The sequence below is a fragment of the Tissierella sp. genome (assembly GCF_032104385.1).
In the GTDB taxonomy this organism is placed as follows: Bacteria; Bacillota; Clostridia; order Tissierellales; family Tissierellaceae; genus Tissierella.
The window spans coordinates 63612-85121 of the sequence record NZ_DAMCHJ010000011.1; the positions used below are offsets into that span (position 1 = coordinate 63612).

The window sequence follows — 21510 nt, forward strand, 5'->3', positions numbered from 1 at the left end:
AATGTAATATTAGGCCCCAACGAATCAGGTAAGAGTACCATTATTGAAGGGATTCATTCTACTTTATTTAAGGATATAAGGCTTAGAAGAAATAATAATTTAGATAAAGAGTTCTCATTTAAGTTTATGCCACAGCCAAATGGTGATTTTATCAATGGCAAAGTTATCATAGAATATGATAATGGAGAATATGAAATCTATAAAGAATGGGGAAGTGCTGAAAATATACATTTATTAACTCCAAATGGAAATATTATTAAAAATGAAAATGACATTAAGGAAGAATTATCTAAAATCCTAACCTATGGAGAAAGTACCTATAGCAATATTGTATTTGCTAAGCAAAGAGATTTGAAGAGGGCTTTATTTAATATAATTAATAATAGGGAAATAACTAATGAAATTAATGATTTATTAAGAAGAACTATGATGGAATTAGACGGTATATCCATCGATACTATACAGAAAAATATAGAAGATGAAATAGATAGTTTATATAAGAGATGGAATAGAGAGAAAAACTACCCGGAAAATAATAGAGGAGTTAACAACCCATATAAAACTGGACTAGGAAAGATATTAGAAAGCTACTATTATAAAGAGAATTTAAAATTGCTCATGGAAAGAGCAGATGAATCAGAAAAAGAATTTGAGAATATATGTAATAAAATCAAGGAATTAGAGGAGAAGATAAAATTATTATCTGAAAAAAAACTTGGATTAGAAAGGATTGAAGATGATGTAAATAATAGGATGATTTTAGATGCAGAAATATATTCTATTAATAAAGACTTAGGAGATTTATCAGAAGCCAATAGAGAATGGCCTAAAACTGAGCAATTATTAGAGCAACTGGATGAAAAAATCCTTGTATTAAAAGAAAAAAGAGAAAAATTAAATAAAGAGAAGGATGATTTAGAGAAATCAAAGAAGAAGGAGAGCCTAGAAAAGAAATTAAAAAATATAGAAGAAATTCAAGAGAAGATAAATTCTATTATAAATGAATTATCTACAATACCCACAATAAATAGTGATGATATAGACAAATTATCTAAGATTCAGACTAAGTTATTAACATTAGATACTACTATGAAGGCTGGTAAAATGATTGGAATATTAAAAAAATCATCGGATAAGCCATTATATATATCAAGAGATTTTAAGGAGCGAGAAGTACTTGATTTAGGTATTCCATTTGAAGCCAATGGTCTAATAAATATAATCTATGATAATGAGCTTGAAATAGAAATTAAAACAGGAGATTTAGACTTTGAAGAATTAAATAATAAATATAGATCATCTAAGAAAGAATATAATCAATTATTACACATTCTCAAGATTGATACTATAGAAGCTGGTAAATTTAATTTTGAAAAAATTAAAAAACTAGAGAATGAAAAGATATCTTTAAATAAACAATTGGAATTGATATTAGATAACAGTACAAAGGGAGAATTAGAGGAAGAATTAAAAGAACTAGCGAATATTAAAGTGTTTAGGGATTTAGATGAAATTGATAAAGAATTAGCTAAAATCAATGAGGAAGAATTAGATATCTTAGCAAATAAAAAGAATAAGACAGATTTAATAGTTCAGTGGAAGGAGGAATACACTGATCATGACAATTTATTTGATTTAGTCATAGATAAAAAAACTATACTTAAAGATAAAAAGTCAAAGTTAGAAAAATTAAAACCATTACCTGAAGAATTTACTACAGCAGAAGAATTTAAGAACAATTTGATTTTGATTAAAGAAGAATTAAGTAATAATAAAGGAGATTGGGACGGGTTAAAATCCCATTATTATGAAGTTAAAAACAATCTTTTAGATATATCTTTTGAAGAATTAAGAAAAGAATATTTACATTCTGAATCTATATTTCAAAGGAATATTCAAAGAGGAGAAAAACTCTTAGAAATTCAAAAGGTATTTTTAAAAACAAAAGAAGAACTATCAAATAATCCCATGGAACCATTAGCATATGAATTTGCAAGATTATTGGAGATTATTACAGATGGTAAATATAAAACTGGGGACATAGATGAAGAGTTTAATATAAAGCTTCAAAACTTAAATGGTGAGATTCCTGTTGAGCTGTTATCAGCTGGAACCTATGACAGTGTTACATTAGCTCTAAGATTTTCTCTATTAAAGCATATTTTTAAGGGTCAAAGCGGATATGTTATATTAGATGATTGCTTAGTAGATTTAGATCCTAAGAGAAAGGATCAATCTGTAAAACTAATAAATGACTTTGCCAAGGAATATCAAATTATTTTTACAACTTGTGATCCAGAAACAGCTAAGATGTTAGGGGGAAATCTTATAAAAATATAAAGGAAGGTGATATATATGGGGAGTCTTAAAAAACATTGTATAGCCTTAATTTTTATCTTCGTATTAATATTAAATAACAATGTTTATGCTGCGGATGGACTTTATCGTTTAATGCATAATGATCATGATGCATTGATAGTTGGAGAAATAATCAGTATAGATGAAAATGACATAAAGGTTTCTGTAGAAAAAAATATAATTAGTAATAAGGACTTAAATAATTATGCTGCTAGAAAGCAGTTAAATCTTAGTGAGGTAAATATTATATCATCATTTAGATATACTTTTTTTTATGATGAGAATGACAATGAAGGTAATCCTTCTGTAGGAGATTATGTACTTATGTCAGTTTTAAAATCGGGAAAAGGTTTTGAAATTGCTTGGGGAGCATATAAGGTTGATAGTATTGATTATAAAAATTTGTCAGTGATTTTACCAAGATATGTAAGTATGGGCTACAAAATGGAAGCCGCTGCCATCAAAGCTTTTGTTAATAGTGATGGAGAAATTAATGAATTTTTCTTTGATGGAAATAAAGAAATTGTTTATGCTGGTGAAGAAAAAACTATCATTTTTGATGGTAATATTCAAGAATCAGAAGAAATTTCTTCTGATGATATAAATAATATAGAAAAGGAAGGTTCTGTCGCCATAATAGGTGGGGCTGATGGTCCTACAGCTTTATATCTTACGGGAAATCCAACTAAAGCTTTGATTATTCCAACTATTATAGTTTTAGTAGTAGGTTTTGCTATTGGATATTTTGCTAAAGCAAAGATTTCAAAGAAATAAATATGTAGAAAAAACTATAAAAGGAAAGGTAGGTGAAAATCCTGTAACACTATAATCTTATTTATATTAGATTTGAGTTCAGGATTAAATGAAAGATTATTTATATTCTAATTATATAGTTGAAGAAAAGATATATATAGAAAATATTCCTGCCATTTTATTTAGACCAAAAGATGTAGAAGGTACTATACCAACTATTATATTTTACCATGGTTGGGGTTCAAATAAGGAATCTCAAAGGATCAGAGGATTAATATTTGCAACAGTAGGCTTTCAAGTATTAATACCAGATGGTATTTATCATGGAGAGAGAAATCCGATAGATTATACAACAGCTAGTGGTAAATATTTTTGGGAGACAATATTAAACAATATGGAAGAATCTAATTTATTGATAGAGCAAATTATCATGAAATATCAAGGAGATCCAGATAATATTTTTTTAACAGGTCATTCTATGGGAGGATTTACTGCTGCAGGAATATTTACACATAATCCTATGATAAAATCTTTAGTTGTGTTAAATGGCTCCTGTGCATGGAAAAATTCCAATGACATATTTAAAAAGTATTTAGGAATTAAAATGACTGAGGACTTAAAAGAAATTGAGGAAAAGATAGAGAAACTAGATCCTTATAACAATTTGGAATTATTTAAGGATAGACCTGCTCTTATACTTCATGGAGATAGTGATAGCATAGTGTCCATAGATAGTCAAAGATTATTTATACAGAAGCTTCAGCCTTTATATAAAAACAAGAAAAATATTAAGTTAGTTGAATATCCTAACTTAAATCATTATGTAACTACAAATATGATGGAAGAAAGTATATCTTGGTTATGTGAAGTGAAAAGATTTAATAATGGTGAAATTATTTAGCTTATATAAATATTAATTTCTTGAATAAATTCTTTAATTATTATAGTATAGTATAAAATAATCATTGAGGTGAAGAGATGGAATTACTAAAACAAAGAATAATTAAAGATGGGACTCTTAAAGAAGGAAATGTTATAAAAGTAGATAGTTTTTTAAATCATCAAATAGATATAGAATTATTGAATGAAATAGGAAAAGAATTTAAATCTAGATTTGCATCTGATAAAGTAGATAAGATTCTTACTATAGAAGCATCAGGCATAGCTATTGCAGTCATTGCAGCTCAACATTTTAATGTCCCAGTAGTATTTGCAAAGAAAACAGAATCAAAAAATCTAGATAATGATACATATGAAAGTACAGTATATTCCTATACAAAGGATAAAACTTATACTATAAGAGTATCAAAGAGATACCTAAATGAACGGGAAAATATATTAATAATAGATGATTTCCTTGCTAATGGAAAGGCTGCTGAAGGGTTGATAGATATAATAAATAAGGCTAACTGCAATTTAGTTGGATTAGGTATTGCTATAGAAAAGGGATTTCAAAAAGGTGGTGATAGTCTAAGGAGCAAAGGAATAAAACTTGAATCTTTAGCTATTGTACAATCTACAGAAAAGGGAGAAATTATATTTAGATAAAAACAACTTCACTTTTTGGTGCCTGGCACCAAAAAGTGAAGTTGTTTTAAATTCTCACTTGATGATATACTTTTTTACCTTTTCTAATCATTATTTTTTCATCTTTGAAATCATCTAAAGTAACTTGCTTATCTATTGATTCTACCTTTATATCATCAATTGTAATGCCGCCTTGCTCTACAAGTCTTCTTCCTTCACTATTTGATTTAGTAAGGTTTATATCTTTTAATAAGTCAAGAATCCCAATTCCCTTTTCAAATACAGTCTTATCCATTTCAGTAAAAGGAATTGAACCTTCATCCATACCACCAGAGAATAATGCTTTAGCTGCTTGTTTGGCTTTATTAGCTTCTTCTTCTCCATGAATTAGCTTTGTTACTTCAAAAGCTAATACTTCTTTCGCCTTATTGATTTCAGCTCCTTCTAAAGCATTTAGTCTTCTTACCTCATCCATAGGAACAAATGTCAGTAATCTTAAGCATTTATCAACATCTGCATCATCAACATTTCTCCAGTATTGATAAAATTCATAAGGAGATGTTTTTTCAGGGTCTAACCAAAGAGCACCTTTTGCTGTTTTACCCATTTTATCTCCTTCACTATTAGTAAGTAAAGTACAGGTCATAGCATATACTTGCTTGCTAGATTTTCTTCTTACTAAATCCATACCAGCAATCATATTTGACCATTGGTCATCTCCGCCTAATTGCATTTTACAATTATATTTTTCATTTAGTACAAAAAAATCATATCCTTGCATTAGCATATAGTTGAATTCCAAGAAAGATAGTCCTTTTTCTAATCTTTGCTTAAAACATTCTGCAGTTAACATTCTATTTACTGAAAAATGAGAACCTACCTCTCTTAAAAAGTCAACATAATTTAAATCAAGTAACCAATCTGCGTTGTCAACTAAAATAGCCTTACCTTCACTAAAGTCGATTAATTTACTTAGTTGCTTTTTGATACTACTTACATTGTGAGTGATATCTTCTTGAGTAAGCATTTTTCTCATATCAGTTCTACCAGAAGGGTCACCGATCATTGCAGTACCGCCTCCAACTAAGGCGATTGGTCTGTGACCAGCTCTTTGCATATGAGCCATAAACATCATAGCTATAAAATGACCTACGTGTAAACTATCGGCAGTAGGGTCAAACCCTATATAAAAGGTCACGCTTTCTTTACCTAATAATTCTCTTATTTCTTCTTCATGTGTAGTTTGCTTGATATATCCTCGTTCCATTAAAGCATCGAATACATTTTGCATAATATTCCTCCTATTTATAATTATTATTCTCTAAGTTAGGTCATTTTACGCAGTCTCGCAACTCAAATTTGTTCATTCTCTAACGGTCGTGCAAATTTGGTGCTCGTTGCGTTTGACCTACTAAAGCTCACTATCGTTCGCTAAGTTAGGTCATAAAAAAAGGGCTTCATCTCATCTAAAGGACGAGAGGAAACCCGTGGTACCACCTTAATTCGCATAAAGCCTCATCCACGTAACGTGTGGGAAACGCAATAATTAAATTGAAACTCCAGAAATGTAATTCACTAAGCTAAGGATATAGACTTCTCACCAATAGCCTACTCTCTGTGGATTTACCTTTAACTAGTTACTTTTATCCTTCATAGTTAATTATATAATTATATTTTATAATATACTAATATAAAAATGTTGTCAAGAGTCCTTCTATTCTTCTACTTTAAGTTCTACGCTATTTTCCCATAATCCGTGAATATTACAATAGGATGTTGCATATATTGTACCTGATTTTTCAGCTTTGAATCTAAGGGATACATTTGGTTCAGTAAATAATCCACTTTCTCCATGGGAAGTAAAATCAAATGAGCCGATTTCAATTGGGAATTTATGTCCTTCAGGTTGGAAATATACTTTTATCCATGAAATATAATGCTCGAATGTATTCGGATGTGCTATTTCTTCTCCAACAAGAACTTTAACATCTACTAAATCATCTTTTTTAACTGTTTCAGGTGCATGAATTACTGGAACATGTTTTTCACCTTTCCAATCTCCGCTTTGATATAAATTACTTATGCTTTTCATATATAAACCCCTCCATAATAATTATTATTTAACATTCAATAACTGTTATACCCAAATAAAGAAAAAAATAATCAATATTATTAACTAAATATTTAAGATATAGAGTATAATATAATTATACATTTTTTAAGGAGAGATAATATGGGAAACATTGAGTTAATAGCTACTGCGACTTTTGGCTTGGAGGCTATAGTTAAGAGAGAATTAATGAATTTAGGATATAATGATTTAAAAGTAGAAAATGGGAAAGTTATATTTACTGGAACGGAGAAGGATATACCAAGAACTAATTTATGGCTTAGGACTGCAGATAGAGTACTTTTAAAGATGGGAGAATTTAAGGCTTTAACTTTTGAAGAATTATTCGAAAAGACAAAGGAACTTCCTTGGGAAGAGTGGATTACAGAAGACGGAAATTTTGTGGTTGAAGGTAAAAGTATAGATTCTAAATTATTTAGTATATCTGATTGTCAGAGAATAGTGGAAAAAGCAGTAGTAGAAAGATTAAAGACTAAGTATAACGTAGAATGGTTTGAAAAAACCGGAGCTAAATATACTATAGAGGTATCTTTATTAAAAGATATAGCAACTTTGACGATAGATACTTCAGGAGATGGACTTCATAAAAGAGGATATAGGGAAAGGCAAGGAGATGCACCTATAAAGGAAACTCTTGCGGCTGCAATGATACTTTTAAGCTATTGGAATAAGGATAGAGTTTTATTTGATCCATTCTGTGGTTCGGGAACTATTCCTATAGAGGCAGCTATGATAGGGAGGAATATGGCTCCAGGTCTTGATCGAAACTTTGCAGCAGAAAAATGGCCTAGGGTAAAAAAAGAGTATTGGCAAGAGGTTAAAAAAGAAGCTTTTAAAGCTATAGACAATGAAACAAAGTTACACATATTGGGATGTGATATAGATAGAAAGGCAATTCTTCGTGCTAGGGACAATGCTGCTAATTTTGGATTAGAAGATGATATAGCCTTTTTTATTAAAGATTTTAGAGATGCAGAGCTAAAAAATGAATATGGTGTAGTTATTACAAATCCACCTTATGGGGAGCGTATAAGTGAAAGAAGAGAGGTTGAAAGACTTCACAAGGATTTAGGTTTAAGGTTTAAAGAACTTGATACTTGGTCGGTTTATGTAATAACTTCCAATGAAAATTTTGAGAAAGATTATGGCAAAAAGGCAGATAGAAAAAGAAAATTGTATAATGGAAGAATTAAGGTAGATTACTATCAATACTATGGACCAAAACCAGAAAAAAAGAATTGACAATTGTCAATTCTTGATTGTCAATTAAAAAATAGGAGGGGATATTGTGACTATTTATACTAAGACAGGAGATAAGGGAACAACTAGTCTTTTTGATAATAAGAGAGTATCAAAAGACGATATAAGAGTGGAGAGCTATGGAACTGTTGATGAATTGGGAACATTTATGGGGTTAGCTAAAAACTATGTTGAAGATGAAGAAATGTATGATTTAATTCAAAATATACAGAATAAACTTTTTACAGTTGCTACAAATTTGGCCACAGAAGATAGTACAAAGGTAAAGTACCATATAGCAGAGGAAGATATAGATTACTTAGAGAAGATTATTGACTTATACATGGGAAAATTAAACAATCCTACCGGTTTTATTGTACCAGGTTCTGGAAAGAAATCCGCCCATCTACATGTTGCAAGGACAATATGTAGGAGAGCAGAAAGAAGAATAATTACTCTATCAAAAGTTGCAGATATAGACCCTTTAGTTATAAAATATGTAAATAGATTATCTGATGCACTATATTCAATGGCAAGATATTCAGAAGAAAAAGAGGTTCCTGTTAGGTACTAAAGTATTAAATTGTAAAAAAATATAGAATTTGTTTATTAAATAGGATAAAATAGGGACAAGAATTACTTTACAATATAATTAATACTTAAGGATAATAAATATTATATATGGGTGATAAGCATGCTAGGAAAAGAAAATTTAAATTATGTAGAAAAGAAGATAGAAGAATATGGTATGCTAAACTACCACGTACTTGAAGGTATGGCGGATTGGGTTCGTGTTGTGGATAAAGATGGGACTATTATATATGCAAATAAGACAATGAAGGAAGCTTTGGGGACAGATTTAGTAGGTATGAAATGCTATAGAGCCCATGGTAAAAAGATGCCATGTAGTTTCTGTATTACGGAAAGAAGTATAAATACTGGAGAGATTGTGCAAAAGGAAGAAAAGATTAATGAAAGATATTTTTCAGTGAAATCTTCACCTGTTACTAATTCAGAAGGAAAAGTTTTTGCAGCAGTGGAAGTATTTAGAGATGTAACTAGGGAAAGAAAGCTAGAATTAGAGTTAATTGAGAAAAATAAGAAGATGAGCAAGGATCTTGGATTTGCTAAAAGAATTCAGGAAAAGATTTTACCAAATAAGGAGATATTAGATAATATTGCCATTGATTATATTTATAGGCCTTCTGAAATGCTAAGTGGGGATATGTTTGATGTTTTTCACATTGATGATGAAAACATAGGAATATATATTTCAGATGTTTCAGGCCATGGTATGGCAGCTGCTATGATGACTATGTTTATTAGACAGACTATGAGATCTATAAAAGACGATATACTAAGTCCATCAGTTGCACTGTCAGAATTATATCGAAGGTTTAGTACATTAAATCTAGAAGTAGATAAGTATTTTACAATATTTTATGGTGTTTTTAATAAAATAACTTATGAATTTAAATATTCCAATGCAGGGCATAATTGTATTCCTATTAGATATAATAAAAGCAAAATGGAAACTTTAGAGATAAAGGGATATCCTATGACTTTATTATTTAAAGAAATATTTTATGAAGAAAAAAGCATTAAATTAAATAAAGGAGATAAAATCTTATTTTATACTGATGGTATTACGGAAGCTAAGGATAAATCAGGAGAAGAATTCGGTATAGAAAGTGTAATGGAGATTATAGAAAACCACAAAGAAAATATTTTAAACGAGATAAATAATAATATTATAATCCACAGCTGGGGTGAGCAACAAGATGACTTTGCTTTAGTATTGATGGACGTTATTAAATAAATATACTGAATAAGCTTTTGCTTATTCAGTATATTTATGTGGTATAATATATTGGAATAGGAATTGATTTCCAACAAAGCATTTGATATAATATTAACAAAAGGGGATGATGTTTTGAGTTTGGATAATTTATTATTTAGGAAAGAAGGGAATATTGGAATTTTATCTATTAACAGACCAGAGGCATTAAACGCTTTAAATTCAGCTGTATTGGATGATTTGAACAATGCAATAGATATGATTAACAGTGATGAAGAAATTTATGTATTGATATTGACAGGAGAAGGCAGAGCTTTTGTTGCAGGGGCGGATATAGGGGAAATGAAGGGTATGAATACAACAGAAGCTAGAGTTTTTGCTGAAAAAGGATTATCTGTATTTAGAAAGCTTGAGCTTATGGAAAAACCAGTTATAGCTGCTATAAATGGTTTTGCTTTAGGTGGAGGCTGTGAACTTTCTATGTCTTGTGATATTAGAATAGCATCGGAAAAAGCTAAATTTGGACAGCCAGAAGTAGGCCTTGGAATTACTCCAGGTTTTGCTGGGACTCAAAGATTATCTAGACTTGTGGGAGTAGGGAGAGCAAAGGAGCTTATATTTACTTGTGATATAATTAATGCAGAAGAAGCATATAGGATTGGATTAGTTAATAAAGTAGTATCAGTAGAGGAATTAATGGAAGTAGCTATTGAGATGGCAAATAAGATTATCTCTAAGGCTCAGCTTGCTGTAAGATACGCTAAAACTGCTATAAATAGAGGAATAGAAACGGATTTAGATACTGGAATGGCTATTGAAAAAGATTTATTTGGACTTTGCTTTGCAACAGAAGACCAAAAGGAAGGAATGGGCGCGTTTTTAGAAAAACGTACACCTAGTTATAAATTAAAATAATTTGGAGGTGCAGTACAGTATGAAAAAGATAGGTATATTAGGTAGAGGCACAATGGCTTGTGGTATAGTACAGATTTTTGCACAGAAGGATTATGATGTAACTATGTGGGTTAGATCAATTGACGAGGCTAATCCAAGAGGAAGTATTAAGTCTATAGAAAAAGGGCTAAACAGACTTGTAGAAAAAGAAAAAATTACAAAGGAAGTTATGGATAATACATTAAATAATATTTCTATAACTACATCCTATGAAGATTTAAAAGATTGTGATTTAGTTATTGAAGCTATATCTGAAGATATGGAGTTAAAGAAAGAGATATTTGCTAAATTAGATAAATTATGTAAGGAAACTGCAATTCTTGCTACCAATACTTCATCATTATCTATTACTGAGATTGCAAAAGGGACCAATAGGGCAGATAAGGTTATAGGAATGCATTTCTTTAATCCAGTTCCAATGATGAAATTAGTTGAGGTTATAAAGGGAATAGCAACTTCAGAAGAAACAAAGAATACAATAGTTGAATTATCTAAAGGATTAGGTAAAACTCCAGTAGAAGTAGAAGAAGCACCAGGATTTGTAGTAAATAGAATACTTATTCCTATGATAAATGAGGCAGTAGGTATCCTTGCGGACGGAGTAGCTACGGCTTCAGATATAGATGAAGCTATGAAATTAGGAGCAAATCATCCAATGGGGCCTTTAGCTTTAGGAGATTTAATAGGTCTTGATGTTTGTCTAGCTATTATGGATGTTTTATATGAGGAATTTGGTGATTCAAAATATAGAGCTCATCCTCTACTAAGAAAGATGGTAAGAGGAGGATTATTAGGTAGAAAAACTAAAAAAGGATTCTTTGAATATTAAAAAATAACCCTTCCAAAAATCGGAAGGGTTATTTTTATGCCTTCTTTGAATAAGATTATTTTTAAAATACTTATACAAGTGCTAAATTCATCATCATATTTATAGGATATATATTTTGTATGTTCCATTGACAATTAAAAAATATAAAATTGGTTACAATATATTAGAAAGACTTTATTTGGGAAGGTGGCTTCATATGAGAACTTTTTCTAAGGTTTTTATTATATCATTTATCTGTTTTTTTATTGCAATATCCATTGGTTCTTATTCTTACATAAAAGAAAAGAATATAGAATTTGAAGGTAATATAAATATACCATTAATGGACAAAATGGATATTAGTAAAACCATAGTTAAAAAATTAGAAACAGAAACAAAAGAACCGGAAGTATATTCTAACTTAAAAGAAGCTATAGAAAAAGGTAATAGGGTAAACTTTGTAATATTGGGAATGGAAGATATAAGGACTGATACTATTATATTTGCTTCTTTTTGTCCAGATACTAAAAAGGTTAGTTTAATGAATATACCTAGGGATACTTATATTCATAGAAAAGGCTATAATACAGCAGAGCAAAGGAAAATAAATAGTGTATATGGAGAACATGGAGTAGAGGGAGTTAAAAAAACTGTATCTCATATATTAGATGGAGTACCTATTCATCATTATGTGATGTTAGATTATAAAGGTGTGGAAAAGATCGTTGATGGATTAAATGGTGTTGAAGTAGAGGTACCATTTAATATGAAATATAAAGATCCTACGGCGAATCCTCCATTAAATATAGATATTCCACCTGGAAAGCAAGTATTAGATGGAAAAAGCTCAATAGAGTTCTTGAGATATAGAAAAGGAAATAATAAAAAAAGTGGATATATAGATGGAGATCTAGGGAGGATAAAGGCTCAACAAAGATTTATACAGTCATTCATAGGTAAAGCATCAGAAAACATATTAACTGTTATTACAAAAGGTTTTAATCATGTTAAAACTGATATTAATTTAATAGATACACTGTCCTATGGTAGAAAAGCCATTGGAATGAATAATGAGGACTTTGAAATGCTTACATTACCAGGAAAAGCAGAGTTTAGGAAAATAAACAAAAAAGTACTATCATACTTCATATATGATAAAATAGAAATAACGAAATTACTAGAAAAAATTTATAATGTAAAAAGCCCAAATCTTTAATTTTATTGATAAGGGCTTTTTTATGTATTTAAAAAGATCCTCCCCATGTTCGGGATGACAATATGTTTATGATTCTGAACACAGAGAAGAATCTATCTTTTAATTTGAAAAGGCTTAAACTGCTGTTTTTTCCTTATTATGTTCTATTATTGAATCACCTACAAGATATACATTTCCAGCACCCATAGTTAAGATAATATCATTTTCTTTAGCGTTACTCAATAAATAATCTTCCACTTCTTCAAATGATCCAAGGTAAACAGCATCTGAACCATTATTAAATATAGCATTTGCCAAATCTTTTGAATGGATCAGCCCATTGTCTATTTCTCTAGCAGCATAAATATCTGTGATTATAACTTTATCTGCTTCAGTAAAAGATTCTGCAAAATTATCTAATAAAAGTTTAGTTCTAGTATAGGTATGTGGTTGGAATACACAATAGATATCTCCAGTTGTAGAATTTTTCAGTGCATTTAATGTAGCTCTGATTTCTGTTGGATGGTGTGCGTAATCGTCAATGATTTTTACACCTTTATAGTATCCCTTCAATTCTAATCTTCTATGGACCCCAGTATAAATCGATATGTTTTTTTGGATATCTTCCATAGAAATACCATAAGTATGGGCTGCAACAATACTAGCTAAAGAATTATATACATTATGAATACCCATAACATTTAATTTAATGGAATATAGTTCTCCATTAATCTTAAGAGTATATGATGGATATCCTTCAGTAGAAAATGTTATGTTTTCTGCCTTATAATCTGGATTTCCAGTAATTCCAAAAGTAATTACTTTAGCTTTAGTGCTGGATATTATCTTTTGTGAGCTTACATCATCTATATTAATCAATAGATAGCTGTTTTCATTAAGATTCTTACTGTATTCAATAAAAGTTTCTAGTATATGATCCATATTTCTAAAATAATCTAAATGGTCTGCATCAACATTTAAAATTATAGCCATTGTAGGAAAATATTTTAATATATTTCCTTTATATTCGCAGGCTTCTGTAAGTATATAATCCTTGGAACCTAATTTTACATTACCACCTATTTCATCTAATTGCCCACCTAAAAGAATAGTGGGGTTTAATGTAGAACGATTTAATATAGTAGATAACATACTAGTGGTAGTAGTTTTTCCATGGGTTCCAGATACTGCTATAGAATTTTTATAGTTTTTCATTAAAGCACCTAGAAATGCTGCTCTATCAATTACAGGGATATTAAGGGAAAATGCTTTTACAAGCTCTTCATTATCCTTTGATATTGCATCTGTATATATTACTAAATCAGCACCATCCACATTACTTGGCCTATGATTTATGTAAATCTTGGCTCCTAAATTTTTTAATCTTTCAATTATAGAACTATCTTTTGTGTCAGAGCCAGTTACAATATATCCTTCAGATAGTAATATTTCAGCCAAACCACTCATAGATATACCACCAATTCCAATAAAATGAACCCTAGGATATTTATTATCAGTTATGCAAAAGTCGAACATAAGCTTTCCTCCTAAATAAAAAATTACTTTCTCTAATTATTATTACCATATTATATATTAATATTATCTTATTCTAATAGTATTAAATTGTCACTGATAGATTATATCATAATGGAAAAATATTTAAAGATAAATTTGTAGATTATGTAAAGTTTATAAGAAATTAATAAAAAAGTAAAAAAAATTTCAAAAAAAGAAGGAGTTTTTGATTTTTTATAGAATATAAAGAATATTCAATAGTTTTTGTGACTTAAAAAAAGGGGGCTTAATGGATGAATATTACAGATGTAAGGTTGAGAAAAATTTCAGAAGAAGGAAAGATGAAGGCAATAGTATCGGTTACTTTTGATGAAGAATTTGTAGTTCATGACATCAAAATAATTGAAGGTCAAAATGGATTATTTGTTGCTATGCCAAGTAGAAAAATGGCAGATGGAGAATTTAGAGATATAGCTCATCCCATCAATGCTGAAACTAGGCAAAAGATTCAGGATGCAATTTTTAAAGAATATGAGAAAGTATTAGCTACAGAATAAAAAGAGCCAAGAGGCTCTTTTTTCCGTTATAATATAAATTATATAAATTTTATGGATTTTAGTGTAGACTTATATAGGAAATGGGTTAAAATATTATTTGATAGATAATTTAGATTGAGGTGTAAAAAGATGAATATTTCTGTTATATTGGCAGCAGGTGAAGGAACAAGGATGAAATCAAAGATTCCTAAAGTGCTACATGAGGTTTGTGGAAAACCTATATTAGAATATGTAATAAATGCTAGTAAGGGTGCAGCAGTGGAAAAAAATGTAGTTATTGTAGGTCATGGTGGAGATATGGTTAGAGAATATTTCAAAGAGGAGCCTATAATATTCAAGACTCAACCTATTGGTGACGATGTTCCATATGGGACTGGTTTTGCTGTGATGCAGGCAATGGACGATATAGACGATAATAGTACTGTAGTTATATTGTATGGCGATACACCACTTATTACAGAATCAACTATAAATGAGTTAATTAATTATCACAGTGAAAATCAATTCAAGGCAACAGTACTTACTGCTATTTTAGATGATCCTACAGGATATGGCAGGATCATAAGGGAAGATACTGGAAATATACTTAAAATTGTAGAACAAAAAGATGCTTCAGAGGAAGAAAAGAAAATAAAAGAAATTAACTCGGGTATATATTGCTTTGATGGTAAACTACTTAAATATGCTTTAGGCAAGATTGATAACAATAATGCTCAAAATGAATATTATGTTACAGATGTTATAGGCATATTAAAAGAAGAAGGTCACAAGGTTGGAGCTTATATTATTGAAGATTCCACTGAGATACATGGTGTTAACTCTAGGGTACAATTAGCATTTAGTGAAGAAGTTATGAGAAAAAAGATTAGTGAGTATCATATGGTAAATGGTGTTACTATAATAAATCCTAATAACACTTATATTGAAGATGGAGTTAAGATTGGTATAGATACTATTATTTATCCTGGAGTAAGTTTAGAGGGAAATACTGAAATAGGAGAAGATTGTATTATTGGAAGCAATTCTAGGATTATAGATAGTATAATTCATAGTGATGTTAGTATTGAATCTTCAACTATTGAAAAGAGTGTTGTGGGAGAAAATACTCATATAGGTCCTTATGCTCATCTTAGACCTAATAGTAATATTGGAAAGAATGCTAAGATTGGTAATTTCGTTGAAGTGAAGAATTCAACCCTTAAGGATAAAACAAAAGCTAGCCATTTGGCTTATATAGGAGATGCAGATATTGGGCATGATGTGAATATAGGGTGTGGTGTTGTATTTGTAAACTATAATGGCAAGGAGAAGTTTAGGACAACTGTAGGAGATAATGCTTTTGTTGGTAGCAATTCAAATTTAGTAGCGCCGGTTAATGTGGAGTCATGGGGATATGTAGCAGCAGGCTCTACTATAACTAAAGAGGTACCAGAAGGCACATTATCTATAGCAAGAGCAGAGCAAAAGAATATAGAAGGTTGGGTAGAAAGAAAAGGTTATAAAAAATAATAAATATACTTAGGAGGAATATATAAAAATGAATTTATGCATGGGTGGAAAAAAAGTATTTTCAGGTAATGCAAATAGAGAACTAGCTGAGAAAATCTGTAAGGAATTGGATATACCTCTTGGAACCTGTGATGTCAGTCAATTTAGTGATGGAGAAATAAATGTAAACATTAGTGAAACTGTTAGGGGCATAGATGTTTATATAGTACAGCCAACCTGTACACCTGTAAATGATAATCTTATGGAAACTTTAATACTTATAGATGCAGTAAAGAGAGCATCAGCAGGCAGAGTTAATGCTGTAGTTCCATATTATGGCTATGCTAGACAAGATAGAAAAACTAAGGCTAGAGAGCCAATAACAGCAAAATTAGTGGCAAATTTATTTACTACGGCTGGTGCAGATAGGGTAATAAGTATGGATTTACATGCTGCACAAATTCAGGGATATTTTGATATTCCAGTTGACCATCTTTCAGGAGTACCTATATTGGCAGAGTATTTTAAAGATATTGTAGATGAGGAAACTGTTGTAGTTTCTCCTGATTTGGGTGGTGTAACTAGAGCTAGATCTTTTGCCAATCTATTAGATCTTCCTATAGCTATAATTGAAAAAAGAAGACCAAAAGCAAATGTTTCAGAAGTTATGAATGTTATAGGAGATATTGAGGGTAAAAATGTAATATTGATTGACGATATTATTGATACAGCAGGAACTATAACTAAGGCAGCCAGTGTACTGAAAAACTTTGGTGCAAAGAAAGTTTACGGATGTGCCACTCATGGAGTATTGTCAGGCCCAGCTATAGAAAGAATAAGAGATTCAGAATTGGAGAAATTTATTATTACAGATACAATACCTCTTCCAGAAGATAAACAAATTGATAAAATAGAGATAGTATCTGTTGCACCACTATTTGCTGAAGCTATAAGAAGAATTCATGATAATGAGTCTGTAAGCAAGTTATTTGAATAGATATAACAGGGGATGATTTTTTGTTTATTGTAGTAGGTTTAGGAAATCCTGGAAAAGAATATACTAATACTAGACATAATATAGGATTTGATACGATAGATTTATTAGCAAGTAGAAACGATATTAAAATAAATAAGATCAAATTTAAATCCATTTATGGTGAAGGAATTATAGGAAATGAAAAGGTTCTATTGGTTAAGCCTCAAACTTATATGAATAATAGTGGAATTACTGTTAGAGATATATATAATTTTTATAAGGTACCAATTGAAAATATTATTGTTATAGTTGATGATATTGATATTGATTTTGCTGCAGTGAGGGTTAAAAGGAAGGGAAGTGCAGGATCTCATAATGGATTAAAGTCTATAATATATTTACTACAGAAAGATGATTTTCCTAGGGTTAAAATAGGTATTGGAAAAAAGCATGAATCTCAAGACTTAGCAAATTTTGTTTTAAGTAGATTTTCAAAGGAAGAAAGAGAGGTTATTGAAGGCTCTATCTTAATTGGAGCCGAATCTGTAGAAGCAATTATAAAATATGGTATAGATGAATCTATGAATGAATTTAATACTAAAGGCAATAGAGCCCAGGAATAAACCTGGGCTATGGTCTTTTCTAAAGGAGTGAGGATATGCCCAATTTTTTAATAGATCCATTGGATAATTTAGTTGCCTATAATAAACTAAAGAAAGATATAGAAAAGAAAAACAGTCCTATTGCTACTTATGGTATCATCGATGAAAGCATAGGGCATATTCTTTATGCCCTAAAGGAGCATACTAAAAGACAGATACTAATAATAAGTTATAATGAAATAAGAAGTAGAAGAATTTATGAAGATTTGAAGAATTTAGGTAATGACAATGTATTTTTGCTTCCAAAGAGAGAACTATTGTTTTATGAAGTAGATGCTTTTAGTTATGAGAATACTAATGAAAGGCTTGGGATCGTATCTAGACTTGTAGAAGGAGAAGATTTATTACTTGTTACTTCTATAGAGGCTATATTTCATAAATTAATGTCAAAAGAAGTATTTAAATTATATTCACAAGAGATAAATATAGGAGAAGAAATAGATTTAAACAATTTAATAAAGATATTATTAGATGGTGGATATGAGAGAGTCAATATGATTGAAGGTATAGGGCAGTTTAGTATAAGGGGAGGGATAGTAGATTTCTTTCCTGCATATAGTAAAAATCCTATTAGAATTGAACTGTTTGATGAAGAAATAGATTCCATAAGGACTTTTGATATTACCAATCAAAGGTCTATAGATGCTCTTGACAAGACTTTTATTTTTCCAGTAAAGGAGAATTTAATATTAGATAAATATAGAGAAACTATAATTGATAATTTGAATAAGGATCTAAGAAAGGCTTTATCTAAGTCGGAAATCAGCATAATAGAAAAAGAAAATATAGAAAATAAATTCAATAAATATAAGGAATATTTGACTGAAAAATTATTTATATCCAATATGGATATGATTGTGCCATATATGCCAAAAGAATATTTAACATCTATTATTAGTTATTTAAAAGAAGATGCTATAATTTATATAGATGAACCTAAGAGGATAGAAGAAAGAGTAAAGAATGTAGAATATGATTTTAATTTAAAGTTTACAGATCTTTATGAAGTTGGAGAGGTATTACCTTTACATTCTGATATTCTTTATAAATATGATGAATTGCTAGAGGAAATAAAGAAAAAGATATGCATTACAAATAGTGCGCTTTTGAGTGGAGATGATGGATGGAGTCCTAAGTCTATTTACAAATTTTCTATAAAGGGAATGCAATCTTATCATAATAAGATGGATGTTTTAAAAGAGGATATTAATCATTTTAAATATAGAGGATATAAGATTATTATACTTTCAGGAACTGAGGAAAGAGGCAGAAGGCTTTATAAAATGTTATTAGATATGGATATAGAAGCTAATTATATGGCTGATAAATATGCCGAAATCAAATCTTCTCAGGTATTTATTACATCAGGCAGCATCCATGGAGGTTTTGAATATCCAGACTTAAAGTTAATTGTAATTAGTGATAAGGAAATATTTGGTGCCGGAAAGAAAAGAATAGGGAAATTAAGAAAAAAAGATCCTAGCAAATCCATTAGTTTCTCAGATTTAAATATTGGTGATTACGTAGTACATGAGAATCATGGAATTGGTAGATATGAAGGTGTAGAGCAATTAAATATTCAAGGTATAAAGAAGGATTATTTGACTATAAGGTATAAAGGTGAAGATAAACTATATGTACCTATAGACCAAATGCATTTAATTCAGAAATATATCGGTTCCGATAGTATAAAGCCAAAGGTAAACAAATTATCAAGTGCAGAATGGGCAAGAACCAAGGAGAAAGCTAAAAAAGCTGTAGAGGATATGGCTCATGATTTGCTAGAGCTATATGCAAAGAGAGAAAGTTATAAGGGCTTTGTCTTTTCTAAAGATGGTGAGTGGCAGCGACAATTTGAAGACTTGTTTCCTTATGAGGAAACAGATGGTCAACTTAGAAGTATTATAGAAATTAAAAAGGATATGGAAAGAACAAAACCAATGGATAGGCTTCTTTGTGGCGATGTAGGATATGGCAAAACAGAAGTAGCTTTAAGAGCAGCATTTAAGGCTGTTATGGATGGAAAGCAGGTTGCCTTTTTAGTACCTACAACTATTCTTGCTCAGCAACATTATAATACGATAATGGAGAGATTTTGTGGTTTTCCAATAAAAATAGCCACTCTTAGTAGATTTAGGAGTAAGGCAGAACAAAAGTTGGCAATTGATAATATTAGAAGAGGTTTAGTCGATATTGTAGTGGGTACCCATAGATTGTTATCTAAGGATGTTTCTTTTAATGATTTAGGGCTATTGATCATAGATGAAGAACAGAGATTTGGTGTAAAACATAAGGAAGCTCTTAAGAAATTTAAGGAAACAGTGGACGTATTAACCCTTACTGCTACACCAATACCTAGAACACTTCATATGTCTTTATCGGGAATTAGGGATATGTCTGTAATAGAAGATCCACCTGAAGAAAGGTATCCTGTACAAACCTATGTGGTGGAATTTAATGAGCAAATGATTAGGGATGCTATTTTAAAAGAACTAGGTCGTGGAGGACAGGTTTATTTTGTATATAATAGGGTTGAAACTATAGAAAAGATTACGTCTATGCTTAGAAAATTAGTACCAGAGGCAAAGTTTGCCATAGGACATGGGCAGATGGGCGAAAGAGAGCTGGAAAAGGTTATGGTAAGCTTTTTGGAAAAAGAGGTAGATGTTCTTGTATGTACTACTATTATTGAAACAGGCCTAGATATTCCAAATGTGAATACTATAATAATCCATGATGCCGACAAAATGGGGCTATCACAGTTATATCAACTTAAAGGAAGAGTGGGAAGATCCAATAGAATCGCCTATGGGTATTTTGTTTATGAGAAAAATAAAGTTTTATCAGAGGTAGCTGAAAAAAGACTTAGGGCTATAAAGGAATTTACAGAATTTGGATCAGGATTTAAAATTGCTATGAGAGATTTAGAAATAAGAGGTGCAGGAAATCTCTTGGGATTAGAACAACATGGTCATATTGAAGCCATAGGATATGATTTATATGTAAAGTTCTTAAGTGAAGCTATTAGAAGATTAAAGGGAGAAAAAATTGAAGATCATATAGATACTACAATTGATATTAAAGTTGATGGATATATTAAACAAAGATATATAGAAGATGAGGAACAAAAAATAGAAGTATATAAAAAGATTGCCTCAATTTCCAATAAAAGTGATTATGGGGAATTGTTAGATGAACTAATCGATAGATTCGGCGACTTGCCTAAGGAAGTAGAAAATCTAATGGATATTTCTTATATTAGATATTTATGCAGTAAAAACAATATTAAAAACATTACTCAAACAGATAGAGATATTATTTTAGAGTTTGAATCTACAAATAATCTATCTGCAGAATTATTGCATTTTTTATCTACAGAATATGGTAGAAGATTATCTTTTGATTTATCTATGGAACCCTCATTTAAATTTAGAGTAAAGAATAATGTGCTGGAAGAGTTAGAACTTCTTGTAGAAAAAATTAATGGTTTTAATAATGGACAAAATAATATATAATAGATATAGATTTAATAAATAGATTTAGAGAGGA

The 21510-nt window shown here is 30.1% G+C and carries 18 protein-coding genes; 15 read left to right on the plus strand and 3 right to left on the minus strand.

Going from position 1 to position 21510, the window contains the following annotated elements:
• The 4 genes from RT714_RS11505 to RT714_RS11520 all read left to right on the plus strand — a co-directional run.
• On the plus strand, positions 1 to 2340 hold a 2340-nt coding region (locus RT714_RS11505), incomplete at its 5' end, for an AAA family ATPase (protein ID WP_313757769.1).
• Positions 2341 to 2355: 15 nt separating this feature from the next.
• The gene (locus tag RT714_RS11510) at positions 2356 to 3132 is read left to right on the plus strand and encodes a hypothetical protein (protein ID WP_313757770.1); all 777 of its coding nucleotides are present in this window, start codon (positions 2356 to 2358) and stop codon (positions 3130 to 3132) included.
• An 88-nt stretch (positions 3133 to 3220) separates the two neighbouring features.
• Positions 3221 to 4012: a prolyl oligopeptidase family serine peptidase gene (locus RT714_RS11515; RefSeq protein ID WP_313757772.1), complete on the plus strand. Its 792-nt coding sequence runs from the start codon at positions 3221 to 3223 to the stop codon at positions 4010 to 4012.
• A 77-nt stretch (positions 4013 to 4089) separates the two neighbouring features.
• On the plus strand, positions 4090 to 4659 hold the full coding sequence (locus RT714_RS11520) for a xanthine phosphoribosyltransferase (protein WP_313757774.1): 570 nt from the start codon (positions 4090 to 4092) through the stop codon (positions 4657 to 4659).
• A 46-nt stretch (positions 4660 to 4705) separates the two neighbouring features.
• Here the strand turns inward: RT714_RS11520 and tyrS are convergent, their stop codons facing one another.
• Positions 4706 to 5929, minus strand: a complete 1224-nt coding sequence (gene tyrS / locus RT714_RS11525; RefSeq protein ID WP_313757775.1) for a tyrosine--tRNA ligase — start codon at positions 5927 to 5929, stop codon at positions 4706 to 4708.
• Positions 5930 to 6352: 423 nt separating this feature from the next.
• A complete protein-coding gene (locus tag RT714_RS11530) occupies positions 6353 to 6730 on the minus strand; it encodes a class II SORL domain-containing protein (protein WP_313757777.1) in 378 nt (125 codons plus the stop codon).
• Positions 6731 to 6871: 141 nt separating this feature from the next.
• On the opposite strand from RT714_RS11530, the gene RT714_RS11535 reads away from it, so the two are divergent.
• The 6 genes from RT714_RS11535 (at position 6872) to RT714_RS11560 (ending at position 12784) form a co-directional block, all read left to right on the plus strand.
• Complete coding sequence (locus tag RT714_RS11535) at positions 6872 to 8011, plus strand: class I SAM-dependent RNA methyltransferase (RefSeq protein WP_313757778.1); 1140 nt, start codon at positions 6872 to 6874, stop codon at positions 8009 to 8011.
• 46 nt (positions 8012 to 8057) lie between these two features.
• Positions 8058 to 8582 (plus strand): cob(I)yrinic acid a,c-diamide adenosyltransferase, encoded by a 525-nt coding sequence (locus RT714_RS11540; RefSeq protein WP_313757779.1) that lies wholly within the window; start codon positions 8058 to 8060, stop codon positions 8580 to 8582.
• 120 nt (positions 8583 to 8702) lie between these two features.
• Complete coding sequence (locus RT714_RS11545) at positions 8703 to 9827, plus strand: SpoIIE family protein phosphatase (RefSeq protein WP_313757780.1); 1125 nt, start codon at positions 8703 to 8705, stop codon at positions 9825 to 9827.
• 120 nt (positions 9828 to 9947) lie between these two features.
• Positions 9948 to 10721 carry a short-chain-enoyl-CoA hydratase gene (locus RT714_RS11550; RefSeq protein WP_399326768.1) on the plus strand — a complete coding sequence of 258 codons (774 nt, stop codon included), beginning with the start codon at positions 9948 to 9950 and terminating at the stop codon, positions 10719 to 10721.
• 19 nt (positions 10722 to 10740) lie between these two features.
• Positions 10741 to 11589: a 3-hydroxybutyryl-CoA dehydrogenase gene (locus RT714_RS11555; RefSeq protein ID WP_313757782.1), complete on the plus strand. Its 849-nt coding sequence runs from the start codon at positions 10741 to 10743 to the stop codon at positions 11587 to 11589.
• A 196-nt stretch (positions 11590 to 11785) separates the two neighbouring features.
• Positions 11786 to 12784 (plus strand): LCP family protein, encoded by a 999-nt coding sequence (locus RT714_RS11560; protein WP_313757784.1) that lies wholly within the window; start codon positions 11786 to 11788, stop codon positions 12782 to 12784.
• 114 nt (positions 12785 to 12898) lie between these two features.
• Here the strand turns inward: RT714_RS11560 and murC are convergent, their stop codons facing one another.
• The gene (murC, locus tag RT714_RS11565; protein WP_313757786.1) at positions 12899 to 14299 is read right to left on the minus strand and encodes a UDP-N-acetylmuramate--L-alanine ligase; all 1401 of its coding nucleotides are present in this window, start codon (positions 14297 to 14299) and stop codon (positions 12899 to 12901) included.
• Positions 14300 to 14571: 272 nt separating this feature from the next.
• On the opposite strand from murC, the gene spoVG reads away from it, so the two are divergent.
• The 5 genes from spoVG (at position 14572) to mfd (ending at position 21476) form a co-directional block, all read left to right on the plus strand.
• A complete protein-coding gene (gene spoVG / locus RT714_RS11570; protein WP_072974203.1) occupies positions 14572 to 14835 on the plus strand; it encodes a septation regulator SpoVG in 264 nt (87 codons plus the stop codon).
• Between the two features lie 129 nt (positions 14836 to 14964).
• Positions 14965 to 16344, plus strand: a complete 1380-nt coding sequence (gene glmU, locus RT714_RS11575) for a bifunctional UDP-N-acetylglucosamine diphosphorylase/glucosamine-1-phosphate N-acetyltransferase GlmU (RefSeq protein WP_313757788.1) — start codon at positions 14965 to 14967, stop codon at positions 16342 to 16344.
• A 28-nt stretch (positions 16345 to 16372) separates the two neighbouring features.
• The gene (locus RT714_RS11580) at positions 16373 to 17320 is read left to right on the plus strand and encodes a ribose-phosphate diphosphokinase (RefSeq protein WP_313757789.1); all 948 of its coding nucleotides are present in this window, start codon (positions 16373 to 16375) and stop codon (positions 17318 to 17320) included.
• A 20-nt stretch (positions 17321 to 17340) separates the two neighbouring features.
• Positions 17341 to 17922, plus strand: coding sequence for an aminoacyl-tRNA hydrolase (gene pth / locus RT714_RS11585; protein ID WP_313757791.1), 582 nt, complete (start codon positions 17341 to 17343; stop codon positions 17920 to 17922).
• A 35-nt stretch (positions 17923 to 17957) separates the two neighbouring features.
• Complete coding sequence (gene mfd / locus RT714_RS11590) at positions 17958 to 21476, plus strand: transcription-repair coupling factor (RefSeq protein WP_313757792.1); 3519 nt, start codon at positions 17958 to 17960, stop codon at positions 21474 to 21476.
• Positions 21477 to 21510 lie beyond the last annotated feature (34 nt).

Bases quoted from the DNA above. Each gene is read 5' to 3' on its own strand.
- RT714_RS11510 (WP_313757770.1), top strand. From the start codon at position 2,356: ATGGGGAGTCTTAAAAAACATTGTATAGCCTTAATTTTTATCTTCGTA.
- RT714_RS11515 (WP_313757772.1), top strand. From the start codon at position 3,221: ATGAAAGATTATTTATATTCTAATTATATAGTTGAAGAAAAGATATAT.
- RT714_RS11520 (WP_313757774.1), top strand. From the start codon at position 4,090: ATGGAATTACTAAAACAAAGAATAATTAAAGATGGGACTCTTAAAGAA.
- tyrS (WP_313757775.1), bottom strand. From the start codon at position 5,929: ATGCAAAATGTATTCGATGCTTTAATGGAACGAGGATATATCAAGCAA.
- RT714_RS11530 (WP_313757777.1), bottom strand. From the start codon at position 6,730: ATGAAAAGCATAAGTAATTTATATCAAAGCGGAGATTGGAAAGGTGAA.
- RT714_RS11535 (WP_313757778.1), top strand. From the start codon at position 6,872: ATGGGAAACATTGAGTTAATAGCTACTGCGACTTTTGGCTTGGAGGCT.
- RT714_RS11545 (WP_313757780.1), top strand. From the start codon at position 8,703: ATGCTAGGAAAAGAAAATTTAAATTATGTAGAAAAGAAGATAGAAGAA.
- RT714_RS11555 (WP_313757782.1), top strand. From the start codon at position 10,741: ATGAAAAAGATAGGTATATTAGGTAGAGGCACAATGGCTTGTGGTATA.
- RT714_RS11560 (WP_313757784.1), top strand. From the start codon at position 11,786: ATGAGAACTTTTTCTAAGGTTTTTATTATATCATTTATCTGTTTTTTT.
- murC (WP_313757786.1), bottom strand. From the start codon at position 14,299: ATGTTCGACTTTTGCATAACTGATAATAAATATCCTAGGGTTCATTTT.
- spoVG (WP_072974203.1), top strand. From the start codon at position 14,572: ATGAATATTACAGATGTAAGGTTGAGAAAAATTTCAGAAGAAGGAAAG.
- glmU (WP_313757788.1), top strand. From the start codon at position 14,965: ATGAATATTTCTGTTATATTGGCAGCAGGTGAAGGAACAAGGATGAAA.
- RT714_RS11580 (WP_313757789.1), top strand. From the start codon at position 16,373: ATGAATTTATGCATGGGTGGAAAAAAAGTATTTTCAGGTAATGCAAAT.
- mfd (WP_313757792.1), top strand. From the start codon at position 17,958: ATGCCCAATTTTTTAATAGATCCATTGGATAATTTAGTTGCCTATAAT.